Source organism: Kribbella caucasensis (assembly GCF_004361855.1).
GTDB classification, from domain to species: domain Bacteria; phylum Actinomycetota; class Actinomycetes; order Propionibacteriales; family Kribbellaceae; genus Kribbella; species Kribbella caucasensis.
This window is the reverse complement of sequence record NZ_SNWQ01000003.1, coordinates 479588-505126: the sequence shown is the minus strand read 5'-3', so window position 1 is coordinate 505126 and position 25539 is coordinate 479588. Positions and strand designations below refer to the sequence as shown.

25 protein-coding genes are annotated in these 25539 nt (G+C 67.0%); 7 read left to right on the top strand and 18 right to left on the bottom strand.

The genetic code is table 11. The annotated features are described in order from the left end of the window. Positions 1-30: 30 nt before the first annotated feature. The 5 genes from EV643_RS09630 to EV643_RS09610 are packed head-to-tail and all read right to left on the bottom strand — an operon-like array spanning position 31 to position 6114. On the bottom strand, positions 31-750 hold the full coding sequence (locus EV643_RS09630) for an IclR family transcriptional regulator (protein WP_133799626.1): 720 nt from the start codon (positions 748-750) through the stop codon (positions 31-33). A 3-nt stretch (positions 751-753) separates the two neighbouring features. Continuing rightward, complete coding sequence (locus tag EV643_RS09625) at positions 754-1647, bottom strand: carbohydrate ABC transporter permease (protein WP_202869479.1); 894 nt, start codon at positions 1645-1647, stop codon at positions 754-756. After that, the gene (locus EV643_RS09620; protein ID WP_133799625.1) at positions 1644-2546 is read right to left on the bottom strand and encodes a carbohydrate ABC transporter permease; all 903 of its coding nucleotides are present in this window, start codon (positions 2544-2546) and stop codon (positions 1644-1646) included. Before EV643_RS09620 ends, EV643_RS09625 begins: the two co-directional genes overlap by 4 nt. 28 nt (positions 2547-2574) lie before the next feature. After that, entirely contained in the window at positions 2575-3846 is a 1272-nt protein-coding gene (locus EV643_RS09615; protein WP_133799624.1) for an ABC transporter substrate-binding protein, read from the bottom strand. Between the two features lie 48 nt (positions 3847-3894). After that, on the bottom strand, positions 3895-6114 hold the full coding sequence (locus tag EV643_RS09610) for a glycoside hydrolase family 3 N-terminal domain-containing protein (protein ID WP_166665378.1): 2220 nt from the start codon (positions 6112-6114) through the stop codon (positions 3895-3897). A 406-nt stretch (positions 6115-6520) separates the two neighbouring features. On the opposite strand from EV643_RS09610, the gene EV643_RS09605 reads away from it, so the two are divergent. Continuing rightward, entirely contained in the window at positions 6521-7720 is a 1200-nt protein-coding gene (locus EV643_RS09605; RefSeq protein WP_133799623.1) for an ROK family transcriptional regulator, read from the top strand. A gap of 6 nt (positions 7721-7726) precedes the next feature. On the opposite strand, the gene EV643_RS09600 is transcribed toward EV643_RS09605, so the two are convergent. Next, positions 7727-8578 carry an LLM class F420-dependent oxidoreductase gene (locus EV643_RS09600; RefSeq protein ID WP_133799622.1) on the bottom strand — a complete coding sequence of 284 codons (852 nt, stop codon included), beginning with the start codon at positions 8576-8578 and terminating at the stop codon, positions 7727-7729. 885 nt (positions 8579-9463) lie between these two features. Next, on the bottom strand, positions 9464-10480 hold the full coding sequence (locus EV643_RS09595) for a zinc-dependent alcohol dehydrogenase family protein (RefSeq protein ID WP_133799621.1): 1017 nt from the start codon (positions 10478-10480) through the stop codon (positions 9464-9466). 146 nt (positions 10481-10626) lie between these two features. Between EV643_RS09595 and EV643_RS09590 the strand changes: the two genes are divergently transcribed. The 3 genes from EV643_RS09590 (at position 10627) to EV643_RS44780 (ending at position 12196) form a co-directional block, all read left to right on the top strand. Next, positions 10627-11496 (top strand): helix-turn-helix transcriptional regulator, encoded by an 870-nt coding sequence (locus EV643_RS09590; RefSeq protein WP_133799620.1) that lies wholly within the window; start codon positions 10627-10629, stop codon positions 11494-11496. A gap of 99 nt (positions 11497-11595) precedes the next feature. Continuing rightward, positions 11596-11799 carry a twin-arginine translocation signal domain-containing protein gene (locus EV643_RS44785; protein WP_202869478.1) on the top strand — a complete coding sequence of 68 codons (204 nt, stop codon included), beginning with the start codon at positions 11596-11598 and terminating at the stop codon, positions 11797-11799. Positions 11800-11950: 151 nt separating this feature from the next. Further along, positions 11951-12196, top strand: coding sequence for a (2Fe-2S)-binding protein (locus tag EV643_RS44780; RefSeq protein ID WP_202869477.1), 246 nt, complete (start codon positions 11951-11953; stop codon positions 12194-12196). 26 nt (positions 12197-12222) lie between these two features. Here EV643_RS44780 and EV643_RS09580 read toward each other — a convergent pair whose 3' ends face one another. The 3 genes from EV643_RS09580 to EV643_RS09570 all read right to left on the bottom strand — a co-directional run bounded on the left by EV643_RS09580 (position 12223) and on the right by EV643_RS09570 (position 14161). Further along, on the bottom strand, positions 12223-12582 hold the full coding sequence (locus tag EV643_RS09580; protein WP_133799619.1) for a cyclophilin-like fold protein: 360 nt from the start codon (positions 12580-12582) through the stop codon (positions 12223-12225). Then, on the bottom strand, positions 12579-13472 hold the full coding sequence (locus tag EV643_RS09575; RefSeq protein ID WP_238165470.1) for a zinc-binding dehydrogenase: 894 nt from the start codon (positions 13470-13472) through the stop codon (positions 12579-12581). Before EV643_RS09575 ends, EV643_RS09580 begins: the two co-directional genes overlap by 4 nt. Positions 13473-13747: 275 nt before the next feature. Beyond that, positions 13748-14161 carry a DUF2255 family protein gene (locus EV643_RS09570; protein ID WP_133799618.1) on the bottom strand — a complete coding sequence of 138 codons (414 nt, stop codon included), beginning with the start codon at positions 14159-14161 and terminating at the stop codon, positions 13748-13750. 101 nt (positions 14162-14262) lie between these two features. Between EV643_RS09570 and EV643_RS09565 the strand changes: the two genes are divergently transcribed. Continuing rightward, positions 14263-14877 carry a cyclophilin-like fold protein gene (locus tag EV643_RS09565; RefSeq protein ID WP_133799617.1) on the top strand — a complete coding sequence of 205 codons (615 nt, stop codon included), beginning with the start codon at positions 14263-14265 and terminating at the stop codon, positions 14875-14877. A gap of 726 nt (positions 14878-15603) precedes the next feature. Here EV643_RS09565 and EV643_RS09560 read toward each other — a convergent pair. From EV643_RS09560 to EV643_RS09550, 3 genes are all read right to left on the bottom strand, one after another. After that, entirely contained in the window at positions 15604-15864 is a 261-nt protein-coding gene (locus EV643_RS09560; protein ID WP_133799616.1) for a Rossmann-fold NAD(P)-binding domain-containing protein, read from the bottom strand. A gap of 2 nt (positions 15865-15866) precedes the next feature. Next, complete coding sequence (locus EV643_RS09555; RefSeq protein ID WP_202869476.1) at positions 15867-16637, bottom strand: PQQ-dependent sugar dehydrogenase; 771 nt, start codon at positions 16635-16637, stop codon at positions 15867-15869. Between the two features lie 360 nt (positions 16638-16997). After that, positions 16998-17651 carry an SDR family NAD(P)-dependent oxidoreductase gene (locus EV643_RS09550; RefSeq protein ID WP_133799615.1) on the bottom strand — a complete coding sequence of 218 codons (654 nt, stop codon included), beginning with the start codon at positions 17649-17651 and terminating at the stop codon, positions 16998-17000. Between the two features lie 276 nt (positions 17652-17927). On the opposite strand from EV643_RS09550, the gene EV643_RS44775 reads away from it, so the two are divergent. Next, a complete protein-coding gene (locus tag EV643_RS44775) occupies positions 17928-18122 on the top strand; it encodes a hypothetical protein (RefSeq protein ID WP_202869475.1) in 195 nt (64 codons plus the stop codon). Between the two features lie 156 nt (positions 18123-18278). Continuing rightward, positions 18279-18752, top strand: a complete 474-nt coding sequence (locus EV643_RS09540; RefSeq protein ID WP_133799614.1) for a lipocalin-like domain-containing protein — start codon at positions 18279-18281, stop codon at positions 18750-18752. Between the two features lie 6 nt (positions 18753-18758). On the opposite strand, the gene EV643_RS09535 is transcribed toward EV643_RS09540, so the two are convergent. From EV643_RS09535 to EV643_RS09515, 5 genes are read right to left on the bottom strand one after another with little or no spacing between them, the layout of a single operon-like run. Further along, positions 18759-21053 carry an exo-beta-d-1,3/1,6-glucosidase gene (locus EV643_RS09535; protein WP_133799613.1) on the bottom strand — a complete coding sequence of 765 codons (2295 nt, stop codon included), beginning with the start codon at positions 21051-21053 and terminating at the stop codon, positions 18759-18761. A 54-nt stretch (positions 21054-21107) separates the two neighbouring features. Beyond that, a complete protein-coding gene (locus EV643_RS09530) occupies positions 21108-22364 on the bottom strand; it encodes an ROK family transcriptional regulator (protein ID WP_202869474.1) in 1257 nt (418 codons plus the stop codon). After that, positions 22343-23773 carry a glycoside hydrolase family 5 protein gene (locus EV643_RS09525; RefSeq protein ID WP_133799612.1) on the bottom strand — a complete coding sequence of 477 codons (1431 nt, stop codon included), beginning with the start codon at positions 23771-23773 and terminating at the stop codon, positions 22343-22345. Before EV643_RS09525 ends, EV643_RS09530 begins: the two co-directional genes overlap by 22 nt. A 10-nt stretch (positions 23774-23783) precedes the next feature. Then, positions 23784-24668 carry a carbohydrate ABC transporter permease gene (locus EV643_RS09520; RefSeq protein ID WP_133799611.1) on the bottom strand — a complete coding sequence of 295 codons (885 nt, stop codon included), beginning with the start codon at positions 24666-24668 and terminating at the stop codon, positions 23784-23786. Beyond that, positions 24658-25533 (bottom strand): carbohydrate ABC transporter permease, encoded by an 876-nt coding sequence (locus EV643_RS09515; RefSeq protein ID WP_133799610.1) that lies wholly within the window; start codon positions 25531-25533, stop codon positions 24658-24660. The genes EV643_RS09520 and EV643_RS09515 overlap by 11 nt, the downstream gene beginning before the upstream one ends. Positions 25534-25539 lie beyond the last annotated feature (6 nt).

Genomic DNA, 25539 nt, shown 5'->3' with positions numbered 1-25539 from the left:
GGCTGTGCCCCTATGCGGGACAGTGGCGTCTCAACCGGCCGCGACACTTGCGGACAGACGTAGCGCAGCACTCCGCAGACCGCGGATGATGTCGTGCTTGTGCGCCTCCCAGTGCAACCTGGGTACGTCGACCGACAAGGCAGCCACGATCGCGCCGTCGGCGTCGAGAACGGGCGCCGCCAGGCAGAAGGCACCGCAAGCGCCGGGCTCGTACTCGCCGACGAGGCCGCCGGCGCGCACATGGCGGACCCGATCCTGGGACGCTATGTTGCTATGAGCAACGGAATGCGCTTGCCTTGCAAGGCCTGGTGCGGTGGCCGCGGGAGTATCCGGACAAGCCGCTGCGAGTACTGCGGTGATCGCGATCCGGTCGCCCGGCGGACGACGTACGATCAGGGGATCCTCGAACGGCCGCAGACTGACCACCGCGTCCTGGTTCCAGACCGAGAGTGCCGCTTCGACGTCGTACTGCTTGCGCAGCGAACGCATGATCGGCATGGCGTGGGCGGCGATTGGGCTGGTCTCGAGGACGATCGCCGCGAAGCCGAGGCACCGCCACCCGAGTCGGTACCGCCGCGAGCCGGGCTGACGCTCGACGAACCCGAGTTCGGCGAGGCTGGTCAGCAACCGGTGCGCATGGGACTTCGAGATGCCCAGCCGCCGCGCCGCGTCTGTCGCGCCCCAGTCCGGCGTCAACGGGGTGAACAGCTCCAAGAGCTCCCCCGCGTGCTGGACCCCGCTGACCGTCACCGGTCAGCCCTTGAGCGCGCCGGCCATCAGGCCGCCGATGAACCAACGCCCGAGCAGGATGTAGACGAGCAGCGTCGGCAGGCTCGTGATCAACGCGCCCGCCATGCTCGCGGCGTAGTCGACCTTCTGGCCGCCGGCCAGCGCCGCCAGGCCCAGGGTCACCGGCCCGTTGCGTTGCTGCGTCAGGAACAAGGCGAACAGGAAGTCGTTCCAGACCGAAGTGAACTGCCAGATCAGCGTCACCACGAACCCGGAGATCGAGATCGGCAGGATGATCCGGACGTACGTCGCGACGAGTCCGGCGCCGTCGACGCGTGCGGACTCGATCAGCTCGTGCGGGACGATCGTGGCGTAGTAGTTGCGGAAGATCAGCGTGCAGATCGGGATGCCGTAGATGCAGTGCGCCAGGAGTAGCGTCGGCACCCCTTGCGTCACGTTCAGCTCGCGGAAGGTGTTCCGCAGCGGCAGCATCACCGCCTGGTACGGGATGAACATCCCGAACAGGATGAACGCAAACGCCAGGTTCGCTCCGGGGAATCGCCAGCGGGCCAGGACGAACCCGTTCATGGACCCGATCATCGACGAGATGATCGCCGCCGGGATCGCCAGCGACAGCGACCGGATCATGTACGGCTGTAAGACATCCCAGGCCTTTTGCCACGGCTCGAGCGTCCAGGTTTGTGGGAGGCTCCACTGCGAGGCCGCGGTGGTGTCGCTGGACGTCTTGAAGCTCGTGATGACAACGACGTACACGGGCATCAGTACGAACAACAGGAAGAGCAGGAGCAACGCGAACCGCACAGTGCGGCTCGTCGGCGTGGTTCCGTCGATGACAGCGCCGCGGCGGGCCTTCCGCTTGAGCAGCTCCGACGCGGGCGCTTCGGCTACGGCGGTCATCGCTCCGCACTCTCCTGCCGGACGGTGTACGCGACGTACGGGATGACCAGAACAGCCACCACCGCGAGCAGAACGATCGCGATCGCGGCCGCCTTCGCCATGTCACTGCGCAGGAGGGTGTTCCACATGTACACCGATGGCACCTCGGTTCGGAACTGGCTGGGGCCGGCGATCGCGTAGATCAGGTCGAACAGTTTCAGCGACATGTGCCCGAGGATGATCAGCGCGGACAGCGCGATCGGCGACAGCTGCGGGAACAGCACGTGCCGGTACAGCTTGAACTCGCTCGCACCGTCCACCCGGGCCGCCTCGCGCAGCTCCGGCGGGATGCCCCGGAAACCGGCCAGGAACAGCGCCATGATGTACCCGGACAGCTGCCAGATCGCCGGCAACGCGATCGCGAGCATGTTCGTCCATCGACTGGTCCCCGACCACCAGGAGTTCTCCAGGAAACCGAGGTGGAGAAGATGGAAGAGCCGGTTGATACCTCGGGCGTCGTCGCCGGTCGACGGGTTCATCAGCCACCCCCAGACCACCCCCGAGGCGATCATCGAGATCGCCATCGGGAACAGGTAGACCGATCGGAAGATGCTCTCGCCGGGCACGCCCTTCTCCAGCAGCAGCGCCCAGAGCAGGCCGAAGATCAGCGTGCCCACGATGAACGCCACCGTGAGCACGCCGAGGTTCTTCAGCGAGTTGAGGAACCGCTCCTCGGCGAACAGGTTCGCGTAGTTCTCGAACCCGACGTACGGGTACGAACCGCGGCGCGCCGCGTGCTGGGCGGTGAGCGAGGTGTTGAGCGTCGCCCCGATCAGGCCATACACGAAGTACCCGAGGAGGCCGATCGTCGGCAACAGCACGAGCAGACCTGGGCCCCAGGTGCGGAACCGTCCATACATGATCAATCAGATCCTCTGGTCGCCTTCGTCAGGAGGACTTCAGTGCGGTGGCCAGGGCAGATTGCAGCTTTGCGACGTCCGGGCTGCCGCTGAACTGGCTGATCGCGGACTGGATGCTCTCGTTCTGTCCGAGAGTGCACGCGGAGCCGTGGGCGCAGGACGGGACGATCTTGTCCTGCTTCCAGTCGGCCATCGCGGCCTGCTGGTACTTCGGGTAGTCCGCCGGGCTGGCGTCCGAGCGGGCCGGGATCGAGCCCTTCGTGGTATTGAACGCCTTCTGGCCCTCGGCCGAACCGACCACCCTCAGCCAGCACTTCGTGCCCTCAGCGGCCTTCCCGTTGGTCGGCAGCGTGAACGAGTCCGCAAGGAACTGGAACTCTCCGTCGGTGCCTGGCGCCGGCCAGTACGTGTACGCCGAGTCCGGCACCTTGTCGGCCACCTGCTGCGCGGCCACCCAGTCACCCATCAGCGTGTACCCGGCCTTGCCGGAGTTGACGTACCCGAGCGCGTCCGGCCAGTCGATCGCCTCACGGTCGGCGTTGGTGAAAGTCAGCAGCGTCCTGTACTTGCTCAGCGCCGCCGTCACATCTCCACCGGCCGGATCGGTCTGACCGTTGAACAAGCCGGTGAACTTGTCCGGTCCGAGCTCGGCGAGCAGGGTCGTCTCCATCAGCATCTCCTGCGCGAAGCCCTTCGAGACCGCCAGCGGCGCGGCCACCCCGGCGGCCTTCAGCTTCGTCAGGTCGGCGATCCACGCGTCGACGCTCGCCGGCGCCTTCGTACCGTCGATACTCGCCCTCTTCAACACCGCCGGGTTCGCCCAGACCACGTTCGCCCGGTGCACGTTCGCCGGAACCGAGTAGATCTTGCCGTCGACCGTCAGGTTGTCGAGCAGACTCTGCGGGAACGCCTGGTCCAGCCCGAACTCCTTGTAGAGGCCGCTGATGTCGTCGACCTGACCGTTCGTGATGTAGTCCTGCAGTTCCTTGCCTGCATGCGCCTGGAACGTGCTCGGCGGATCACCGGCCGACAGATTGTTGGCCAGCACCTGCTTCGCATTCGCGCCCGCACCACCGGCGACCGCGGCGTTCTCGAACGAGTACTGCGAGCAGTCCTTCTGGAACTGTGAGACCAGTCCGTCCAGGCCCGCCTTCTCTCCACCGTCGGCCCACCAGGTGAAGACCTGCACCTTGTTGTCGCCGCCACTGCCACTGCTGCTGTCGTCGTTCCCGCCGCAGGCGGTCAACGCCAGACTCGCGACCCCGGCGACCGAAATCGCCTTGACTACAAGACCACGCATGTTGATGACACCTCTCGAAATGTTCGCGGCACGGCGCCGCTACCCCAGCTACTTGGTGAACTGGAACCAGTTCACGTTGACCAGATCCACCGACGTGTCCGTCGCTTTGAACACGAGGTACAGGCGATGCTTGCCCGTCACCTGCGCATCGATCGGCGTCGTGACCGTGGTCCAGTTCTGCCACCCTCCGGTGCTCGCCACCGGGACACTCGCGACCAGCGGGCCGGTCGCGCTGTCCAGGCGGTACTCGATCGCCCCGGCCTTCGCCGCGGAGGCAATCCGGGTCACCACGTTGGCCGGAGACCCGATGCCGAAGTCCACGTCGTCGTACCAGAGCTGGTCGCCGTCGGAGATGTGTCCGACGTTCTGACCGCACAAGTAGTCCGTGCAGGCTTCGACCTGGGTGCCGGACTGGCCGCTGTAGTACGCCGCCCCGATCGGTTGGAACGCATCCTGACTGCGGGCGTATTGCAGCCCGAATCCCTGCGGGAACAACGGCGTCTTGCCATCTCCGGTGTTGATCGGCTGCTGGCTCGCCGACTGCATCCAGGTGCTCGGCAGCTTGCCGGTCGGCGCGTAGTCGCCGAACAGCACATCCGCGACCCCTTGCCCCTCGGTCCCCGGCAGCCAAGCTGCGACGAGAGCGTCCCAGTTGGGCAGTTGCTGCGCGATGTCCAGCGGCCGGCCCGACACGAGAACCACGACCACCGGTACGCCGGATGCCTTGAGCTTGGCCAACGTCGCCAGATCGGTGTCGTCCAGCCCCAAGCCGTTAGGACGGTCCCCCTTGAACTCGGCGTACGGCGTCTCGCCGACGACCGCGATCGCCGCCTTGTAGCTGCCGTCGATGCCGTCGCCGTTCGCGTTGTATGTCACGGTCGTCGACGGAGAGACCGTGTTCTTGATGCCCTGGAGGATCGTCGTACCGGGTGTGATCGGGCCGCTGCCGCCCTGCCAATCGATCGTCCACCCGCCACTCTGGTAGCCGATGTTGTCCGCGCTCTTGCCCGCGACGAAGACCTTGCTCGCGGTCTTCGGCAGCGGCAGCACGCCCCACTTGTTCTGCAGCAGCACCTGCGAATCACGCACCGCCTGGCGCGCGATCCCCCGATGCGCCGCGCTGCCGACCGTCGCCGTGTAGCTGCGATCGGTGTACGGGCGCTCGAACAGGCCGAGCTCGAACTTCTTGGTCAGGATCCGCCGGTTCGCGTCGTCGATCCGCGACATCGGGATCCGCCCCGACGTCACCTCGGTCCGCAGCAGGCTGATGAACAGCTTGTAGTCGTTCGGCACCATCACCATGTCGATGCCTGCGTTGATCGAGGCCCGAACCTCGTCACCGGTGAAGCCAGGCTGACCGTCGAGCTGGTCGATGCCCTGCCAGTCCGAAACGACGAAACCGCTGAAACCGAGCTCACCCTTGAGGACGTCGGTGATCAGATAGCCGTTGCCGTGCATCTTCACGCCGTTCCAGCTGCTGTACGAGATCATCACCGAGCCGACGCCACGCTTGAGCGCCTCCTGGAACGGCGGCAGATGGGTCTCGCGGAGCTCCGCCTCGCTGACCTCGGTGTTGCCCTGGTCTTTGCCCCCGGTCGTACCGCCGTCGCCGATCCAGTGCTTCGCGGTCGCCAGCACCGATGCGGGACCACCGAGCGACGGCCCCTGCAACCCGGTGACGAACGTCGCCATCGAGGTCGGAATGTCCGGCGTCTCTCCGAACGACTCGTACGTACGTCCCCACCGATCGTCCCGCGCCACACACAAGCAGGGCGCGAAGTCCCAGTCGATACCGGTACCCGAGATCTCCTCCGCGACCGCGCGGCCGATCCGCTGCACCAGCGCCGGATCGCGAGTCGCCCCCAGCCCGATGTTGTGCGGGAAGATCGTCGCGCCGCGCACATTGTTGTGGCCGTGCACCGCGTCGATACCGTAGATCATCGGGATCCCGAGCGGCGTCGAGAGCGCGGTGCGCTGGAAGCTGTCATACATGTCCGCCCACGACTTCGCCGTGTTCGGCGTCGGCGCGGAGCCACCCCCGCTGAGCACCGATCCGATCCGGTACCTCGCCAGGTCCGCCTGAGGCGTCAGAGCACCTCGCTCAGCCTGCGTCATCTGGCCGAGCTTGTCGTCGAGCGACATCCTGGCGAGCAGGTCGGCGACCCGCTCCGCCGCCGGGCGGGTGCTGTCGCGGTAGATCGGGCCGGCGGCACGCGCCTCAGTGTGGCCCGGCAGCACGAGGGCTACGGCCACCAGAGCGACGAGCATGCCGACGGCTGTGTGCCGCCTCCACCTCAGGCGAGGACGGACTGCTCTCATTCGAACCTCCTCAGCGACGTGCCGGCGGTACTGCGACACGATCGGACGGGGACGGCCGCGTTGACACGCGGGTGGACACGGGTACGGCTGCACGCACGGCGGACATGCTCGATCCGGCAGCGGCGGTTGGCTGCCTCGCTCTGAACGGGGGTCGCCGGATCTGTTGACCTGACACCGATGGTTCATGCGAAATCGAAGTAACTTCTGTGTGACGAGACCATATCCGCGGTCCCCTGGATGCGCAAGAGTGGGAAGGTTCGCACTGGCGAGCACCAAAGGCTGGCTGATACGGTTAAGTCAGTTTTGAAATAACCTTCGCTTTCCCGCTGGTCTGCAGACGCTGTGGAGAGGACGCGTGAGAGGCTTGGGGACCGTGGGCATCACGATCATGGGACGGGCGGACGCCCGGGATCGGATCATCACTGCGTTGATCCAGAACGGCGCTGCGTCACGCGCGGAGCTCGCCCGCCGTACATCCCTGGCCCCGTCGACCGTCTCGGCGATCATCTCCGAACTGCTGGGAGAAGGTCTGGTGGTCGAGCAGGCCACCCAATCCGTGCGCGCCGGAACCAAGGGTGGCCGGCCCGCCACCCTCGTCGCCCTTGACCGCTCAGCGGGCGTTGCCGTCGGCATCGACATCGGCAAGCAGCACGTGCGCGTCGCAGTCGCCGATCTGGCCCACCAGTTGCTCGCCGAGCGCTCCGAGAACGTCACTCCGGACCTGCCGGCCTCCGAAGGGATCCGCGCTGCCGCGGCCCTCGTCCACAAGACGCTCGGCGACGCCGCCGCGGACCTCAGTCATGTCGTGGGCGTGGGCATGGGACTGCCCGGCCCCGTCCACGCCCCGACCGGGCAATTGGGGGACTCCACCATTCTGCCGGGCTGGGTCGGCGTGAACGCGGCTCAAGCGATGACGGATGCTCTCGGGCTGCGGGTCGAGGTCGACAACGATGCCAATCTCGGGGCGATCGGCGAATGGACCTGGGGCGCCGGACGCGACTGCACCGAAGTCATCTATCTCAAGCTGGCCACCGGCATCGGTGCCGGATTGATCATCGGCGGTCGACCATTCACCGGGCATGGTGGCACGGCCGGCGAGATCGGCCACACGGTGGTCGACCCCGCCGGGCCGATCTGTCGCTGCGGCAACCGCGGATGCCTCGAGATGCTGGCCGGTAGCGGGGCCGTGCTCAACGCCCTGCGTCCGTCCCACGGCAACGTCCAGACCATCGCCGAGGTCCTCGAACTCGCGGCCGCCGGAGACCATGGCTGTCGACGCGCCATCGCCGACGCCGGTCAGGCGGTCGGAACAGCCGCCGCCACCCTGTGCAACCTGATCAACCCTAGGCTGATCGTGGTCGGCGGCGAGATGGCCGCGGCCGGCGAGATCCTGATCGACCCGCTCCGCGAAGCCCTGGAAAGGGGCGCGATCCGCTCGGCCTCCCACGATGTCGAAGTCGTCCAGGGCACGCTCGGCGACCGCGCCGAAGTCCTCGGCGCGGTCGCGCTCGCGCTCCGCCACGGAAACCAGCCGCTCACCGCCTCGGCCGGCTGACGCCGTTCAGGCGAGCAGGCTTGCGGCTTCGGCGAGGGTGTCGACGATCTTGCGGGGTTCGGTGATTCCGATCGCGTTCACGTACGCCACGGTGAAGCCAAGTTCGCGCGTCTGCTCTGCCCGCCGTACGAGGTCGCCCGCGGACTCGTCGACGTCGAGGGTCAGCGAGATGGTCTTCTCGATCTCGTCGTACGCGCGTCCGACCGCGTCGCAGTGTTCCCGGAGCACGTCGAGCTTCCGGGGCAGCTCCGGGCCGGGGAACAGGTTGCAGGCATCGGCGTACTGAGCGACGAGGCGCAGAGTGCGCTTCTCCCCACCCCCGCCGATCATCAGGTACGGCGTGTGCAGCGGACCAGGCGAATCGAGGGTCCGACCAAGACGGTAATGGGTACCGTCGTAGACGCCGTCATCGTCGGACCACATCTGCAGGCAGATCTGGATCGCGTCCTCGAGCCGCTCGAAGCGCTCGCGGACGGGCGGGAACGCGAACCCGAGGCCCTCGGATTCATCGACGTTCCAGGCAGCGCCGATGCCGAGGCCGGCCCGGCCACCGGAGAGAACGTCGAGAGTCGTGATCGCCTTGGCCAGCAGGGCCGGCTCGCGGTAGGTGACGCCGGTGACGAGGGTGTGCAGCTGGACGTTCTCGGTGTGGGCGGCGATGAATCCGAGGGCCGTGTACGCCTCGAGCATCTCGTTCTCGACGGGGCCGATCTGTGGGATCTGCCAGAAGTGGTCCATGACCGTGATCCGGGTGATGCCCGCCTGCTCGGCGTCACGTACATGTTGCGCAAGCGTCGGCCCGAGCTTGCGGGGGCCTCCGGTCCAGGTGAAGTCCGAGATGTGAAGTGCCAGTTCCATGAGCGTTCCTCTCTGTGTGGATTCGCCGGAGCCAACGGACTTGCCGGCCTAGCAGGAGCGCGAGTACGAGCGCTGTCACGGGGACCGCACCAGGGATCGGGGCGGGTTTGTTGTCGGTGGGTTCGGAGTAGTTGCCGTCAGCGAGACCGGCGGCGCGTTCGAAGTGGTTGCGGGATCCCGGGAAGAACGCGCTGTCGGTGTAGTACGCGAGCGGAAACGCCAGCGGGCCGCCGATGAGGGTCACTACAGCCCACTGATCGGTGTGCCGCGACTCGTGCCGCGCAAGCTCCATCTCGTTGGACCGGGTTCTGGAGATGTTGGGACCGTACCGAACGTACGGCGCGTCCAGCTCACGCCGATCGGTCGCGGGTGCGAAGCCGCTTGCTCCCGGCAGGATGCTCGAACTGTCATAGTCTGCGGGCATCCACGCGACGAAGGTGGACCCGATGGTGCCGCCCCCGCCGCTGAGTCGCGGCGCCTCCCAGAAGGTCACGGTCAGCGGTGGACCGGCACATTCACTCATCCCTGCGGCCCTTGACGCGAGGAGCCCGAGTCCAGTGGTCGGCGCGTTGACCACGTCGCGGGCGACACGCCAGATCCGTGGCGGGGAAACGTCCTGGAGCTCCGGCTCGGTCTGCACGCGGCCATCGGGAAACACATGCGCATGGCAGAGGACCGGCGGCTCAACCGCGGTGGACACTGTGGTCGCGACACCTGCGGCTAGCAGGGCGACGAACGTTCCGACGACGATCCTCGACCATGTTCGCCGACGTCCGCCGGCGCCGGGGCGGCGTACCAAGACCCAGATCAGACCCAAGGCACCGAAACAGAGAACCGCCGAGATCAACCGAACCGCCACGCCTGCACGACTCCATCCGCCGGACGTCATGGTTGCAGTAGGACCTTGACGGCTCGGCGTTCGTACATCGCCCGGTAAGCCTCGGCCGCCTTCTCGAGCGGCAACTCGAGGTCGAACACCTTGCCGGGATCGATCCGTCCGGTCAGGACGCGGTCGATCAGGTCCGGCAGGAATCGCCGTACCGGCGCGGGACCGCCGCGCAGCCCGACCTGGGAGAAGAACAACTCGTGGCTCGCGAGCGCCACGTCGTGAGGTACGCCCACGAAGCCGACGTTGCCGCCGGGCCGGGCCGAACGTACGGCCTGCTCCATCGACTCGTCGGTGCCGACGCACTCCAGCACGGAGTCGGCACCGATGCCACCGGTCAGTTCCTGGACACCGGCGACGCCGTCATCGCCGCGCTCGGCAATGATGTCGGTGGCACCGAAGTGGAGGGCGAGCTCCTGCCGGGTCTCGTTCCGGCTCATCGCGATGATCCGTTCGGCGCCCAGTTCCTTCGCGGCGATCACGCCGCACAGCCCGACCGCGCCGTCACCGACGACGACTACGGTCGAACCGGGCCGTACCTCGGCGGCGACGGCTGCGTACCACCCCGTCCCCATCACGTCCGAGACGGCCAGCAGGCTGGGCACGAGTGACGCGTCGGGATGCCCGTCGGTGGCGACCAGCATGCCGTCGGCGTACGGGACTCGGATGTACTCGGCCTGGCACGCGTTCATGAAGTCGAGCTGCCTGCAGGAGGACTGCCACCCGTTGCGACAGTTCGCACAGGTGTTGTCCGCGATGCAGAACGACCCGACAACGAACTGCCCCGGCCGGATCGCGGCCACGTCCGGCCCGACCTCCTCGACGACACCGACGTACTCGTGCCCCATCCTGACCGGCTCGGTCACCGGGTCGGCACCACGGTAGGGCCACAGGTCGGAGCCACACACGCAGGTCGCGACGGTACGGACCACCGCGTCGGTGGGACGCAAGATCTTCGCGTCGTCACAGCGCTCGGCCCGGACATCGCCGGGACCGTACATCGTCACAGCACGCACGAAGACTCCTCGAAGAACGGATCGGTCATGGCCGAGGCGGCCACGCATCCAGAGAACCGGGTGAGTCGGCGCCTGGGGAGTCACTGTCGAAAGGTGTACTCACAGTGCATCCCTGATTCCCGATCACGGTCGTACCGTGGTTTGACATGGACAACCGTTCGGAGGTCAGGGAGTTCCTGACAACGCGCCGCGCCAAGCTGACGCCCCAGGCTGCGGGCTTGCCCGAGGTCGACAGGCGTCGCGTGCCCGGACTGCGCCGCGGCGAGGTCGCCGCGCTGGCCGGGGTGAGCATCGAGTACTACTCCAAACTCGAACGCGGATCCCTCGCCGGAGTATCGGCCTCCGTACTGGAAGCGGTTGCCCGCGCCCTCCAACTGGACGACGCGGAACGCACCCACCTGTTCCACCTCGCGCAGGCAGCCAACGGCAGCGGTAGATTGGCCAAGCCACGACGCCGTACGGCGAAACGCTGGACTCCCCGGCCCAGCTTGCAATGGGTCCTCGACACGATCACCGAGGGACCCGCGATCGTCCGCAACGGCCGGATGGATCTGCTCGCCACCAACCACCTGGGCCGTGCCATGCACTCGTCGCTCTACGACCGGGCCCCTGGCGCGCAACCAAACTTCGCCCGCTACACCTTCCTCGACGACGACTCCCACCGCTTCTACCCCGACTGGAGCACCGCCGCCGACGTCGCCGTCGCCATCCTGCGCACCGAGGCTGGACGCGACCCGCACGACAAGGCGCTGCAAGACCTCGTCGGCGAGCTGTCCACGTGCAACACCGAATTCCGCCAACGCTGGAGCGCGCACAACGTCCGCCTCCACGGCGCCGGCACGAAGTCCTTCCACCACCAAGCCGTCGGCGAGCTCGAACTCGCCTACGAGAGCGTCGACATGATCTCCGACCCCGGCCTCACCCTCACCATCTACGCCGCCGAACCCGCCTCCCCCACCGCCGACGCCCTCAAACTCCTCGCCTCCTGGGCGGCTATGTCGTTGGCCGATCGCTAGGACCTCGGCCGGACCCAACTCCCTCGAAGTTCTCTCAACCCTGACCACCAAGCGGTACTGGGCGCTGTGCTGTTCGATCCACGATGCGAAGGCCTGCTCATGACCGAAGAAGTCGCTGAATCCACGCCCACCGCCGAGGACCCCTCGGGTCCCAGTCGCCGCACCTTCATCGCCACGAGTACGGCGGTCGCGGGCGTCGTCGCCGGAGGTGTGATCGGCGGGTCCACGCTCGCCGACACACCGGAAGCAAGCGCCGTTGAAACGGAGCCGACCAGTCGGGTCTCCTTGACGGGCAACGCGTGACCGTTGCCATCGACAACCGCACCTCCCTGCTGGACCTGCTCCGCGAGCACATCGGTCTGACGGATCCAAGAAGGGCTGCAACGCAGGGGCGTGCGGTGCGTGCACAGTCCTCGTCGACGGGGAGCGGCACAACGCCTGCCTGACGCTCGCGGTGCGTCTCGAGGGCGCCGACGTCATCACCATCGAAGGTCTCGCCGACGGCGACGAACTTCACCCGCGGCAGCAGGCCTTCATCGATCAGGACGCATTCCAGTGCCACGGACCCGAAGAGGCGGCTGTCTCCATTACCGCCGAGATCATCGCACACACCAACCACGGCACCGGTCTCCCGCTCTCCCGGACCATAGGCCCGATCCACCGCCACCAGTCCATCCCAGCAGCGGCCGCCCTCATGTGAGCACGGAGCAGCCTGCTGACCCCTGGTCAGTTGCTGAGTGCTGTGATGGTGGCGGTTACGGATCCCCGCATTTCGGCAATGCACTCGGCGGCGTCGTCGAGCATGCGTCCGAGTACGACGATGCCGTCGTAGTACGACTGGTCACCGTAGTAGAGGACGAAGTCATGGCCGGGGGCGTAGTACCCGACGTCGCCAACATCGGGATCTGCGCCCCGCGGCTGTCCGTCCAGCGACAACGGCGAGGGAAGGGGTCCTCTCTTCTCCACCGCACCGTGGTCACGCATCTCGAGAGTCAACGGCAGCTGCGCGATCAGATCGCGCGCCGCGGCGCTGTCGTCGAGCGTCGCTTGGAACGGCTGGCCACCGATGGTGATGCCGATCCTCATGTTGCCTCCTGGCTGTGTCGGCCTGTCGGACGGTTCAGACCGTGAGAAGAACCTTTGTCGCGGTTCGCTGGTCCATAGCCTGGTAGCCCTCGGCGGCCCGGTCGAGTGGCAAGGTGAGGTCGAAGACCTTGCCCGGGTCGATCTTGCGGTCCCAGATCAGCTGGATCAGCTCCGGAGGAAACCGGCGGACCGGGGCGGGGCCGCCGTGAATGTGAACGCCGGCCATGAACAGCTCGTCCGCCGGCAATGGCGACATCGTGGGAGACGCCGACGAAGCCGACGTGACCGCCTGGCCTTGTCGAGCGGATGGCCTGCATCATGGCCTCCTGAGTACCCACGGCTTCGACGACTGAACGCGCTCCGAGCCCACCCGTCAGTTCCTTGACCCGGGCCACTCCCTCGTCGCCGCGCTCCTCGACGATGTCCGTGGCGCCGAAGTCACGCGCCAGCGCCTGACGATCGGCATGACGGCTGAACGCGATGACCCGCTCCGCACCCAGCTGCTTGGCGGCAAGGACGCCGAGCAGTCCTACCGCCCCGTCACCTACGACCGCAACCGTCTTGCCGGGGCCGGCCTCGGCAGCCACGGCGGCGAACCAACCGGTGCCGAGTACGTCGGAAGCGGCCATCAGGGACGGGATCAGCTCAGGGTCGGGCATCCCCGGTGTGGCGACCAGCGTGCCGTCGGCCAGCGGGATGCGGGCCCGCTCGGACTGGGTACCGATCGTTCCCATCAGCACGCGGTGTACGCAGTACGCCTGATAACCCGCCCGGCAGATCTCGCAGGTGTTGTCGGACGCCCAGAACGAGCCGACCACGAAATCGCCCACCTTGACGTTGCGCACCTGGTCGCCCCCGTCCTCGACGACACCGACGTACTCGTGACCCATCACTGGTGGTCAACCGGCTCCGCACCTCGGTACGGCCACAGATCGCTGCCGCAGATGCAGGTCGCCGACAGCCGGATGATGGCATCGGTCGGCTCCAGGATCTTCGGATCGTCACGCTCCTCGACCCGAACATTCCCCCGGAAGGTACATCACTACCTGGCGCATCGCGAACTCCTACTGGCTACTCCAACATCCTGTGGCCCTAGGCAACAAAAGACCACCAGCCAGTCAACCGGGTGACGTGCCCCGATGGAAGTCACCAGCGATAGGTGTTCTCACAGGGCACCCTGGGCGGGGACAATCCTCAGGGTGGTCTGTCGAGCTGAGGGGCCGACGACGGTGGCGACGTAGCGAGGACCGTACCGGTCGTACTTGGCGTGGTACGCCTCGTCGATGGCCGACTGGGCCGGGTCGGACGCGTCCAGCGGATCGAACCGCACATCGCGCTCGATCCCGCCGGCGCGGATGCGGCCGGCTCCCGCGGCGAGGGCGCGGCGGTACCAGCCGTTGGCGGGGCCGTGCGCCGAGCGGATGCAGAGCGCGTCGCCGACCCGAGCGATCCAGATGGGGACGAACGGCCGCAGCGTCCCATCACGGCGGTAGGAGCTGACCTGCAGTTCGTCGGCGCGGCCGACCCGGCTCAGCTCCTCAGGCGTCCAGTCGACGGTCGTCTCCAGCGAGTTGTCCATGGTGTCAACGCTACGTTCCCTCGACCGAGCGAGGGATGCTCTGCCGGTACACCCTTCGCCAGAGACTCCCGCAGGCGCGCGAGAACCTGAACCCTTGTGTCATGGCCACGACCATTAAGAAACTCACGACACCGCTCGCGGGTCTGGCCGCGACCATCGGACTCCTCGCCGGATGCACCACCGACGACTCGTCCTCGGTCCCGGCAACCCGCTCGAGCAGCGCCCCTCCCACGACAGCCGACGCCCCGTCGCCCACGTCGCCGTCGACGCCTGCCACCCAGTCCGCCTCACCGGCGTCCCCTGCCTCCCCGTCGTCCGCCACCTCGGCGACGGCTCCCGCGCCAGGCAGCAACGTGGCCGGCACCGTTGTCCGGTTCACGTCCGGCGGCACCCAGATCGACGTCACCATCGACCGCAACACCCCGGCCGCACGCGACTTCGTGTCCATGCTCCCGCTGACCCTCGAGTTCGAGGACTACAGCAACAGCGAGAAGATCGCCTATCTCCCGCGCAAGCTGAACACCGCGGGCACGCCAGGATCCGAACCCCGCAACGGCGACTTCAGCTACTACGCCCCCTGGGGCGACATCATCTTCTACTACAACGCGCACGGCGGATACTCCGACCAGGTCCCCCGCCTCGGCACCTACCAGGCTACCCGCGACCAACTGGAAGCCCTCGAAGGCTCCAGCGTCACGATTCAGGTCGCACGGTAGGTCCACGCAACCAGCCGCGGGTGTGGAGAGGGCAGCGCCCGGGCTGGTGCGCGGTAGCGGATGCGCGGCCCGCGACGATGACACGCGTCAGCCAACGGAAAACCAGGAGCAGAACGAGAGCGATCGCGGTGACCGCGCGAGGCAGCGGCGCCGGACCATGACCCGACGGCTCGGGGTGCCCGCCATCGGTCAGGCTGGCGGCGCGCTCGAAATGGTTGCGTGAGAACGGGAAGATCGCACCGTCAATGTAGTACGCGACCGGAAAGGCCAGCGGCGCTCCGGCGCACTGGCGCATCCATCCGGCCCTGGCACTCAGCAGCGCCAGGCCGGTGATCGGCGCGTTGATGACGTCCCGGGCGATACCCCACCGTGACGACGAGGAGCCACATCGCTCTACCCGTGCGACTTCCCATCCGGATCCACCTTTCGCGTCAGGTGGTGAGGCTGATGCCAGTGTGTTCCTCGAGCCTGTGAACGAGGTCCGACTGGAACCGCGGGTCCCGGGTAGCGGGGTGCGGTCGACGAGGTGTGCGGTGGTACCAGTTTGCGCCGATCCGCGGGCTGATCTCGGACTCGTCGGCGGTCGCGAGCCATTCCTGGGTTCGGTGACTTTCGTCGAGGCTGTCCGGCGCCGAGGGCCCCCCATTCGCGTCGGCACCCAGCCGGGATCCACCGCGTGGGCCATCGTGTCCGGGTGCCGGTCGGCCAATGCCATCGCCAGCGCGGTCACGTAGAGCTTGCTGTCGTCGACGCCCGACCGCGAGGCCGGGTGAAATCGACGCTGCTGAGGTCGGCCGAGCCGCCGGTGTGCATCGAACTGCTGAGGAAGATGGTCCGGTCGGAAGGCGTCATCATGGCAGTGAGCACGTAGGGAGCGACGATGTTGACGGCAAGCACGTCGGGACCGTTGAGGATCCCCGCGTTGTGGATCACGGCGTCGAACCGGCCGAGCTCGTTCGCCTGGTGCGCGAGCTGGATCAGTGCCATGGTTACGTCAGTGGGGTTCGAAAGATGTGGTCGTCGTCGGGTCGTGGGTTACCGCGACCGTCGGTGTTGTTGGTCAGGATCCACAGTGTCCCGTCGGGCGCGTTCGTGACATCTCGCAACCGGCCATAGGTACCGGCGAAACGCTCGGTCGAGGTGGCGGGCCTGTCGGTCGGTACGACGCGGAGCCGCTGACCGCGAAGGTTCGCGATGACGATAGTGTCGTCATGTACGGCGATCCCGCTGGGGCTCGCATCGGCCGGACTCCACTGCTGCAGCGGGTCGACGTACTCGCGTCGCCCCGCGATCCCCTCCACGATCGGCCAGCCGTAGTTGGCGCCGGGCCTGATGGTGTTGAGTTCGTCCCAGGTGTTCTGCCCGAACTCGCTGGCATACATCGTGCCGTCCGCGGCCCAGGCGATCCCTTGGGGGTTGCGGTGTCCGTAGCTGTAGACCAGCGACCCGGGGAACGGGTTGTTCCGCGGCACTCCGCCGGTCGGGGTCATCCGAAGGATCTTTCCGGACAGCGCGTCGAGGTCCTGCGCGCTCTCGCGGTCGCCGGCGTCGCCGACCGTGGCGTAGAGCATCCCATCCGGGCCGAACGCGATCCGTCCACCGTTGTGATAGCTCGCCGACGGGAGTCGTTCCAGGATCGTCTCCGGCGCACCCAGGCGAAGCGCACCCGGGTTTCCCTCGAGGGTGAAGCGCTGGATGCGGTTCCCGTCCGCGGCCGTGGAATGCAGGAACCGTGGCTGCTCGGGCCCGTCCATACGCATAGAGCCAGCGGTCGCGTACGGCGATTCCGAGCAAACCGCCTTCACCCGTGCCCGCGACGCCGTCGACCGTGCCGACCACGCGCGACGCCCCGTCCTGTGCGAGTTCGAGGATCCGAGCTGAGTCTCGCTCGCTGACGAGCGGAACCCTGCCGTGGAACGCGATCGACCACGGGGCTTCCAGATCACCAGCGACCGCGGTGGCAGCCGCAGCCCCTGGGGTGCTCGGGGAGGCCGGTCTGGCGGATTGCGTCGACATACCCGTCCCGGGCGGCTGGGTCGACGAGTCCGTCGTACACCCGGCGAGCACCGCCACGAGTAGCGCGCCGACCCACGTCCGCGGCCAGGTTCGTCTCGCCACCTTCATCCGACCGTCACGCGGTACGGGCCCTTGGCGGTGTGGATCTGCCAGAGGCGATCGGCGAGAACCTTCGGAGCGAACACCGGGTCGTCATCCCGGATGGCGCCGGGCACAATGAGTTGTCCGACGTGGATGTTCTGTTCAGACAGAGTGTCGTGCAGCATCTGCCCGTAGGCGGACTCGGCGGCGAAGGCGACCGACGTACCTGTCACGTTCGGGTTCGGTGTCACGGCACTCGAGCCGTTGACGAACAGAATCGTGCCGCGACCGAGAGCGGTCATGCACGGTAACACCTGCTGCACCGCGGTAGCCGATCCGTAGACGGAGAACTCCACCGCAGCAGCGAGGTCGTCCACCGACGTCTCGAGCAGCGGACGCAGGAACTCGCTCCGGGGCACCGGACTGTATTGCAGCACCTCGATCATGCCGATCTCATCGGCGGCCGCCGCCAGCGCCCGGGACAGGCCGTCACGGTCGTGAACGTCGGCGGCATACGCCTTCGCGGCGATTCCTTGTGCCGAGAGGCCTTCAGCAAGCTTGTCGAGCTTGGCCAGATTCCGCGCGATCAGAGCGACCGCGAGGCCCTCGCGTCCGAATCTCTCGGCAACCGCTGCTCCGAGTCCTGGGCCGGCGCCGACGATCGCAACAGTGCTCATCACGTTCCTTCCCTCCGGGCACGCGGGTCGCGGCCCTGAGGCCACGGTAGGCAGCCGCGGCGCGGATCAGGGAGACCCTACGAGTACACCCCTGCACAGAGAGTCCCTCGGTACCACGAAACGTGATGCCCCGGAAGGCATCAATCAGTCGCGACCGAAGGCGACTGGCGAAGCCCATGCCCACGACCACCTCAGCCACGCAGCGCACGAAGAAGGGCGGAACGAAGAGCAGATATCGCGAACGACCTCGGCCTCCCGGTCGCGAGAACCGGGCTGATGATCACCGTGTTCGCGATCGGCATGATCGTCGGGACACCGACGATGGCGATCCCCACCCTCAAGCTGTCCCGGCCGCTGACGCTGAGCCTGTCCCTGGCCCAGCCATCTTGGGCGCCGAGACCACCACAGAGATCGCCGCGAACGCTGCTGCCGCTGATATCGGGCTGGAGCAGGACCAACTCGACGCACTGACGGCGCTGGTCGTCAGCGCCTGACCGCGAGGGATGCCCTGGAAGTACACCCTTCGAAAAGAGACTCCCTCGGGGCGGCCGGAGCGTGTTGGCTGGAGATGTCGAAGGCATCCGTTGCCTGCGGCATCTCCATCCCCAAGCAGAGGAGCCTGTAGACATGACGATCAAGCGGCGGATCACACCGCTCGTACTGGTGGCCGCACTCGCGCTCGCCCTCCTGGCGATCGCGCCGCCGTTCGCGCAGCAGAGCATGGCCGACCGGGGCACCGGGCCGCTCATCGGCGCGTGGCAGATGACCTCCCTGGAGGTCGGCACCGAAGGAAACCTGCAGCCCGTGCCGTACTCCGGCCAAGTCGTCTTCACCAAGTCCGGCACCATGTCGGTCCAGGCGAGGAACCTCAACCCCGACGCACCGGACACGCCGTACACGTTGAACGGGTACGAGGCCTTCTACGGACACGTCGACGTCGACCGGGCTGCGGGCACCTTCGTCGTCACCGTCGACTCGTCCCTGGTCCCGGCGCTCGTCGGCCAGCGCCTCACCCGGGTCTTCGAGGTGAAGGGCGACACGCTCGTGCTGACCCCGCCCGACCCGTCCGAAGGCTGGCGCGCGACGTACAAGCGCTCCTGATCGACTTCACGTGCTCCTAGCGCAAACGGTGAACACGGCGCGGAGTTGGCTCGCCGCAAGGCTTGAAGGCCCGACGCGAAGCTCGAACTGACCAGGTTCGACGATGCGCCGGCCATCCGCGGCGACGATCGTGAGGTCGCCGACAGAAATCTCGATCTCGGCCTCTTTGCATTCGGAGGGGCCGAGATCGACCTGCTGGAACGCCTTCAGCTCCTGCTCCGCCCAGCTGACCGAGGTCACACAATCGCTGACGTAGGCCTGCACGGTTTCGCGTACCGGCCGCCGGCCGGTGTTCCTGAGCGTCACCCGCGCACGGAGTACGCCGTCAGTCGTAATCCGGTCGTCGGCGATCAGGAGGCCTTCGTACTCGACCCGCGTGTAGGACAGTCCTTCTCCGAACGCGAATGCGGGCTGCTGTGTGAGGTCGGCGTACCGATTGCCGTGCTGGCCACGGATCTGGTTGTAGTACGTCGGCTGCTGTCCGACGTGACGGGCGAACGAGATCGGTAGTCGGCCACTCGGCTCGATCAGTCCGAGCAAGAGCTCCGCAATCGCCCGGCCGCCCTGCATTCCCGGGTTCGCGACCCACAAGAGCGCCGCCGCCTCGGCAACTGCGGACGGCAGTACGAGCGGCTTCGATGCGAGCAGTACCACGATCATCGGAGTCCTTGTCGCGGCGATTGCCTCGAGCAACGTGATCTGGCCACCGAGCAGTTCAAGGGTCGCGGTCGAGCGGCCCTCCCCGACCAGCTCGATCCGGTCTCCCACGACGGCGACCACGAAATCGGCGTCCCTCGCCGCCGCGACGGCACCGGCGAGCTGCGCCTCGTTCGGCTCACAGGGGACGACGACCGGAGGACGCGGCTGCCCGTCCGGGAAGAACTCACCCTCCGGGTCCGGCGCCAACTGCACGATCTCAGCGCCAACGGCGTATGTGATCGACCAGTCCACTGGCACGTGCGCCCGCAGGCCGTCCAGTACGGTCGTGATCAACTCGCCAGGCTGCCCATCGAGCCATCCGGCCTGACCGGATCCCCCGGCCCAGTCGCCGAGCTGTGTCTGCGCGTCGTCGGCCAGCGGACCGACGACCGCGATGCGCCGCGGCGCGCGGCTGTCCGTCGCCGCTCGGCCGTCCGCGCCGGCGATGAAGCCACCGGCGAGGGGCAGAACACCGTCGTTGTGCAGCAGCACAAGCGATCGGCGGGCAACCTCGAGGTTCAGCGCGGCGTGCTCGGTGCTGCCGATCACACACTCGATCCGCTCGCGATCCGGGTGTCGAGGCTGCTCGAACAGACCGAGCTCGAACTTCACCGTGAGGATCCTCGCGACAGCCGCATCCAGGTCGGTCTCTTCCAACAGGCCGGTGCGGATCGCCTCGAGCGCACCGTCGAAGAATCCCGGCGTACTCATCACCATGTCGTTACCGGCCTTCACCGCCGCGGCAGCAGCCTCCGCGTACGTCGGCTGAACGCGCTGCTCCCACACCATGCGGCCGACGTTGTCCCAGTCGGTGACGAGGGTGCCTGTGTAGCCCCACTCGCCCCGCAGTACGTCGTTCAGCAGCCAACTGTTGGTCGTGATCGGTACGCCGTCGATGGTCTGATAGCCGAGCATGAACGTCCGGCAACCCTCCCTCGCGGCTCGCTCGAACGGCGGCAGGAACCACGAGCGCAGCTTCCGCTGCGAGATGTCCGCTTCACTGGCGTCTCTACCGCCTTGCGTTTCGGAGTACCCGGCGAAGTGCTTGGCCGTCGCGAGAACAGCCGTTGTGTCTCGCAGACCGTCGCCTTGATAGCCGCGGACCATAGACGCGGCAAGTTCTCCGATGAGGTACGGATCCTCGCCGAACGTCTCACCGACGCGGCCCCACCGCAGATCGCGGGCGATACACAGCACCGGAGAGAACGTCCAATGCACACCAGTCGCCGCCACCTCGACGGCCGTTGCGCGCGCGACCCGCTCGAGCAGCTCGGGGTCCCACGACGCCGCCATACCGAGCTGGGTCGGGAATATCGTTGCTCCCTCCCAGAACGAATGCCCGTGGATGCAGTCCTCGCCCACGAGCAGTGGAATGCGTAGTCGGGTTCGAGCGGTGAGTTCGTGTGCGCGCACGATGCGCTCGGGCGAGGCGTGCAGGATCGAGCCGACGTGCATTCTCAGCACCTGGTCATCGAGGTCGCCGCGGGCGTCGAGTTGCAGCATCTGTCCGGCCTTCTCTTCGACAGTCATGCGGTCGAGGAGATCATCCACACGTACGGCGATAGGGCGCGTCGGGTCGAGATACGTCAGTTCAGTGCTCATGGCAACCTCTTCTGGGCAGGCGGAAGCACGGGCACCACCGGTGGTGGCTTGGCGTTAGTTGCGCGGTGCGTGGATGAGCGCCTCGATCGGCATCAGCGCGGATCCGAGGGCGACGGTGTCTCCCCCGAAGGTCGCGGCCACCAAGTCGAACTGCTCGCCGGCCCGGATCAGGCAGTTGCGCCTGATCGCCTCGGTGATGGCTTGACCGTGGCGCTCCATCAGTCGCAGGCCGACCCATCCACCGACGACGATGCGCTGCGGGTTCGCGAGGTTGACGATGCTTCCGAGCGCGGCTCCCAGGGCCTCGATCCCATCGCCGAGTACCCGGGCTGCGGCATCGTCGGTCTCCGCGGCTTCGCACAGCGCGCCGATCGCCTGCCAGCCGCTCCCCTCGAACGCACCACCGGTACGGCGCCAGGCCGCGAGCAGTGCGTCCGCGCCGACGTACGCCTCGAGGCAGCCACGATCGCCGCAGCGGCACGGCTCGCCGCCGTACCGGATCTTCGTGTGCCCCCACTCCGTCGCGCTGCCGAACGCGCCGCGGAAGAGCTTCCCTTCGTTGACGATCGCCAGCCCGACACCGCGGCCGAGCAGCGCGACCGCCGCGTGCTCGATGTCTCGAGCTGCCCCGAACCACATCTCGGCGCGAGCGAGCGTCTTCGCGCCGTTCTCGCCGAACACCGGCAGACCGTCCTTAGTGGCACCGGGGATCGGCCTCGGCGCCCAGCCCAGGCTTTGCGCGTACAGCGTCTGCTCCCCGTCCGCCGATGTCTCCACAACTCCGGGCAGTCCCAGTCCGACACCGAGAACCCTCCCCCAGCGTTCCGCGTTCCGCGCGCGCAGCGCCCCGATCGCGTCCCGAAGGTCCTGCTCGATGTCCTCGGGCGACTCCTCCTGCCGCCCGCCCCGGAACTCGCGGTCCACCACCTGCAAGCCGAGGTCGAACAGTTCGACCGCCACACCTCGTTCGCCGACGTCGGCACCAATCGCGTAGGCGCCGTCGGAGTTCGGAGCGATCACCGTGATCGGGCGCCCGCCCCGGGAGGCGACGGTGCCGGACTCGACAACGAGGCCGTCAGCCATCAGATCGTTGACCATGTTCGTCGCGGAGGCGACCGACAGGCCGCAGTGCCGGGCCACGTCGGCTCGGGTGGCCTCGCGTTGCCTGAGGATGAACTGGAGCGCGCTCGCCCGGTTGCGCTGCCGCAGCGAGTTGACCGTCTGCGATTCGGGCGCGGTCGAAACGCCCGCCCAAGCGGCCCGCAGCCGGTCGTTCCGGCCGGCGCCGGTCATGACGTCAACTCGATCCACCGAACGACCGTGGACGACCTGGCCTCGAGAACGAGCGACTGCCCGTCCCACACCACCGCGACGGCATCCGGATCGTCGGCCTCGACCTTCCACCCGCTCGGTGCGGCTGCCAGATCGAACATCAAGCGGGAACCCTCGCTCACCGACACGGGAACATACTCCTCGTGCGAGTACGGCGTGCCGCTGGTGTGGTGCCAGAGCCCGTCGGGGATCGGCGCCGAGGTCATCGCGGCGATCGTCGTACCCTCCTCCGTCCTGCCGGCCCACGCCGGAAGCACCAGCGTAGGGCGGGCGAACACTGCGTCCAGCACGGGGGTGCGCGTCTCGCACCGGGACACCTCGACTGCGGAGAGGAAGTCTTCGAGTACCCGCCAAACCACGTCGGCGTCGGGCCGCGCCGACATGTCGGCGATCTGTTCCCAACCATCGGGAACACCCGCCGACAACGGCGAAGTCCGCGTTCCGAGCTTCTTCCACGGCCACAGGTTCCAACCGATCCCGTGTCGCTCGTACAGCCTGGTCGCGGCGTAGATCCAGGCTGGTGTGTTCTCACCTCCCTCGCCCATGTAGATCGGCGTCTCGAGCCGATCGCGTACGGCGAGGTACTCCGCGATGCTGCTGTCGTCGGGCTGACACCAGTAGCGGTGGAACTGCAGCGCCTGGTTGTCGTCGAAGCGTTCCCGCAGCGGAGCCCAGTTCGTGGCCCAATGACTGCCCTCGTACATGATCAGATGCCGGTCGTCGATCTCACGGACCGCCGTTGTGAGATCCCGGTAGAGGTCGACGAGGTGGTCGGCGTACCGGTACTGCCACTCGTTCGGCAGTGGCTCGTTCAGCAGGTCGTAACCGAACACGGCCTCGCGATCGCGGTACCGCAGGGCCAGCTCGCGCCACAGCGCGATCGTGTGCTCGCGGTGGATCGGCCGCATGAACAGCTCGGGCCGGCCGTGCTCGGAGTCGTCGATGTTCGTCCCGGTCTGACCACCGGGCGCGCCATGCAGGTCGAGGAGGATGCGGAGACCGTACTGCTCGCTCCAGGCCACGGCACGCTCGATCAGGTCGAATCCGGCCTCGACGAGGGTCCCATCCGCGGCCATCACACCCCGGGCGTTGATGGGCAGCCGGACGTGGTCGAACCCGAGTGCCGCGATCAGCGCGAAGTCGGTCTCACCGACGAACGCGTCCCGAAATCGGTGCCAGAACTCGGAAGCTCGATCGGCACCCACGAGAGTTTCGATGCGGTGCTCGATCTGGCGCGGTGAGGCGAGCTCGTCACCGAAGAGCCACATGTAGCCCTCGGCAAGTAGCCAGTTGCCCAGCCCGACCCCGCGCGGTAGCAGGGTGCCGCTGTCGTCGACCAGTTGAGTGCCTTCGGCTCGTACGAAGCCACGGCGGTGCAGGCGAGTCATCTAGTGGTCCTTACTTGAGCCCGGACAGGGCGAAACCCTGCACGATGTGGCGCTGGAAAACGACGAACACGACCAGGATCGGGACGATCATCAGAGTCGAGGCGGCCATCTGCAGCGACGGATTGGTCGCAAGCTGCTGGTTGAGCAGCGACAGCCCGACCGACAGGGTGTAGAGGTTCGGGTCGTTGGCGATGATCAACGGCCAGAGGAACGCGTTCCAGCCGGCGATGAAGGTCAGCACCACCTGCACGGCGAGGATCGGCCGCGACATCGGCAGGATGATCCGGGCGAAGATCCGCCATTCTCCGGCACCGTCGATCCGGGCAGCCTCGATGACCTCGTTCGGAATCGTGGTCATGAACTGCCGGAACAAGAAGATGCTGAACCCGGAGACCAGCATCGGCAGCGCGATTCCGGGGATCGTGTTGGTCAGGTGCATCCCGTCCAGGATCAGGTAGCTGGGGATCATCGTCACCTGACCCGGGATCATCATCGTCACCAGCACCAGGAAGAACAGAGCGCTCCGGCCGCGGAACCTGAACTTGGCGAACCCGTACCCCGCCGCCGCCATCGCCAGCAGGCCGAACATGCAGATGACGACGATGAGGAGTGTGTTGAGCAGGTACCGCCCGAAGTCGAGCCGCACGAACAGCTCGACGTAGAAGTCGAACGTCGGTCTCTTCGGCAGCAACGCCGGTGGGTAGGCCACCGATTCGCTGCGCGGCTTGACCGAGGCGAACACCATCCACAGGAACGGGAACGCGATCAGCAGTGCACCTGCCAGAAGCAGCGTCCCGACAAGTGCGCTCCCCTTTCGGCGAGCGGAGCGTCTCACCTCCGGCGCCGGAGGCGGCAACGGCTTCCGTGGAGTCTGCACTGGAATATCAGTCAGCATCGGTTCTCCTGACACGCAACTGGATCACGGTGACAGCGGCGATGAGCGCGAACAGCACGACGGAACCCGCGCTCGCGTAACCGAACTGGCTGGCCGCAAAGCCCTTCTGATACAGGAAAAGCGAGATCGATGTCGATGCGCCCAGCGGTCCACCCTTGGTCAGGACGAAGGGCTCGTCGAAGAACTGCAGCCAGGCGATGACCGTCGTCACGGTCACGAAGAAGATCGCGACGCGCAGCAGCGGGATGACGATCGAGACGGTCCGGCGAAGCTCTGAGGCGCCGTCGATCGCGGCCGCCTCGAGGTACTCCTTGGGCACACCCTGGAGCGCAGCCAGGAAGATGATGACGTTGAGCCCGAGCCCACGCCAGACCGCGACGAGAACCACCGAAAACTTGACGACACCCGGATCTGACAACCACGGTACGGCGGGCAGCCCGGCGAGCGAGAGCAGATAATTGAACAACCCGAACTGGGTGTTGTACAGGTAACCCCAGACGAGCGCGACTGCGACGATGCCGGTAATGGCCGGAACGAAATAGAACGAGCGCAGCGCCCGGTAGAAACGACCCTGACCACGGTTGAGCCCGAGCGCGATCACCAGCGACAGCACAATGACGGCTGGTACGCCGAGACCAGCAAACACCGCAGTGTTGGCCAGCGCCTGCCAGAAGGCGGCGTCCGCGAACAAGCGGGAGTAATTGGCCGACCCGACGAACTCGATCTGTGACCAGTCGCCGAGGCCGGCAAGATTCATGTCGGTGAAGCTGACGACCAGGGCGACGCCGATCGGCAGGACGCCGAAGGCGATCAGCGGAAGCATGGCGGGGACGACGAAAGCGAACGGGATCAGTCGTGTCTTCATGACGGG